The 1916-nt window shown below is 64.6% G+C and carries 2 protein-coding genes; one reads left to right on the top strand and one right to left on the bottom strand.

The features are described 5' to 3' along the window. Positions 1 to 26: 26 nt before the first annotated feature. Complete coding sequence (locus tag NP3_RS01720) at positions 27 to 245, top strand: MbtH family protein (RefSeq protein ID WP_063037065.1); 219 nt, start codon at positions 27 to 29, stop codon at positions 243 to 245. A 57-nt stretch (positions 246 to 302) separates the two neighbouring features. Here NP3_RS01720 and NP3_RS01715 read toward each other — a convergent pair whose 3' ends face one another. After that, a complete protein-coding gene (locus tag NP3_RS01715) occupies positions 303 to 1643 on the bottom strand; it encodes a helix-turn-helix domain-containing protein (protein ID WP_063037063.1) in 1341 nt (446 codons plus the stop codon). Between the last annotated feature and the right edge of the window lie 273 nt (positions 1644 to 1916).

The raw sequence follows: 1916 nt of genomic DNA, 5'->3' as shown, positions 1-1916 counted from the left end.
ACTCTCCCACCAGGAAGGCCGACCAGATGATCAACCCGTTCGACGACGATGACGCCCAGTTCTACGTCCTGACCAATGCCGAGGGCCAGCACTCCCTGTGGCCGATCTTCGCCGCCGTTCCCGGCGGCTGGACCATCGCCTACGGCGCGGCCGCGCGTCGCTCCTGCCTGAAGTACGTCGAATCCCACTGGCTGGATATGCGTCCCAATTCACTCATCACCGCGATGCAACCTGACGCCAACTGAATAGGTAGGGTGCGCCGGTTCGTACATCCCCCCTGCCGACCGGTGCGCCCTACCCCCTCATGCCCGGGTGCGCGGAGTGTTGACGATCATCCGAGCCTGCTCGCGCCAATCGGCGACCGCACGTCCCTGGAACCCCGACAGCGCGGTATCGAATTGTTTCGCGCGCTTGGTGACGGTGAGTCCGACGTAGGTGTGGCCATTGGTGATCGCGCGGGTCGCCACCGCGCACGCCTCGTCAACCTCGCCCGAGGCGAGCAGCGCGGTGGCGTGTTCGAACCGGACCAGTGCCGGTTCCATGGTCTCGCTCGGGTCGTAGAGCCCGATAGCTCGCTCGGATGCCAGGGCGGTCTGCTCGGCGCGGCCCAATCGGGAGTAGCCGATGGCCTGATAGAAGGCGAGCTTCTCCGGGCGGAAGGAAAAGATGCCGATCGAGAGTTGGTCCGCGGGAACATTTTCCAGCGCCTGCTCGGACCTCGCGATGCAGCGGGCGAAGCCGTCGGAATTACCGAGGCTGGCGTGCGCGCGGGCCGCCATTCCCCACAACCACGCCGCCGCCGGACCGTTGCCCGGATTTTCTTCGAGGCGCGGGCCGAGTAGGTTCAAAACTTCCTTCGGATTATCGCTATAGGTTGGTAAGTACGACAATCCAGCCAGTGCGATGTCCTCGGAATAGCGATCTCCGATGTCCTGGGCGGCGTGAATTGCGGTGGTGTACCACAATCGGGCCTGGCCGAAATGGCCCTTATTGAACAGAATTTCGCCGACGACATTCGCCAGACGCCCGGCCGTACGGACCAGTCGGATTTGATGATGGGTCGCCTGCCGCTCCGCGAGACAGCCGCGGACCGCACGGAATTGGTCGAGCGTGGCCTGCAGCAACTCGTGCGGCGGCACCTGCACGACGCGGGCGCCAAGGGCCTCGACGGATTGCTCGAGCAGGCCGAGTCGCCGTTCGCTCATCGAGCCCGCGTCCAGGGTGGCGAGCATCTTCTCCGGTTCGCTCGCGACCATATCGGCCGCCTGACCGGCCAGGCCCGCGCCGATGCAGGCCAACAGCAATCGCCTTCTCACGTCGTCATCCTCGACTTCCTTGTCGAGCCCGATGTCCCTACCGAGCTGTATCCGATCGAGCGCCGCGCTCGTGTCTTCGGTATCGCGGGTCGCCGTCGGGCCCGCGATCGCGCGCTCGAATCGCGCGGCGACGACCGAATCGGCCTCCGAGAGCACTCGATCGAGCAATCGCCTGCTTGCGGCATGCATCCGGGTTGTCCGGCCGTTCTCCCACAAGATCACGGTGCGCGGGGTGACGCCCACCAGGCGCGCGAACTCATAGCGACTTCGCTTCATCGCCACGCGAAGAGCGAGTACGTCTTCGCCGGTCCAGTCGACCTCAACCATAGGTCCCGCTCCCTCGTACCAGGCTGATTCAATCGGAAATTACTCGCATTTATCGCATTCGGCTCTGTTATCCACCGAATCGCAACGTGCACGCTGAAGCGGTACCCGGCACCGGGTTTGTACCCCAAACCCTTTCGGGGGTGCCGGCTCTCCGGAACCCGACGCACGGTCCCGACACTGTTCCGATCCACAGCGTCGACGGCGGGTTCCGGTGGCGCTGCCGGTGCCGGGTGCACTTTATCTCTTCGGCGGAGGTGAACAATGGACGTTTTG

This window comes from Nocardia pseudovaccinii NBRC 100343, assembly GCF_001613225.1.
GTDB classification, from domain to species: domain Bacteria; phylum Actinomycetota; class Actinomycetes; order Mycobacteriales; family Mycobacteriaceae; genus Nocardia; species Nocardia pseudovaccinii.
Note: the sequence above shows the minus strand (reverse complement) of the source record. Positions and strands in the feature narration are given on the sequence as shown.

Bases quoted from the DNA above. Each gene is read 5' to 3' on its own strand.
- NP3_RS01715 (WP_063037063.1), bottom strand. From the start codon at position 1,643: ATGGTTGAGGTCGACTGGACCGGCGAAGACGTACTCGCTCTTCGCGTG.
- NP3_RS01720 (WP_063037065.1), top strand. From the start codon at position 27: ATGATCAACCCGTTCGACGACGATGACGCCCAGTTCTACGTCCTGACC.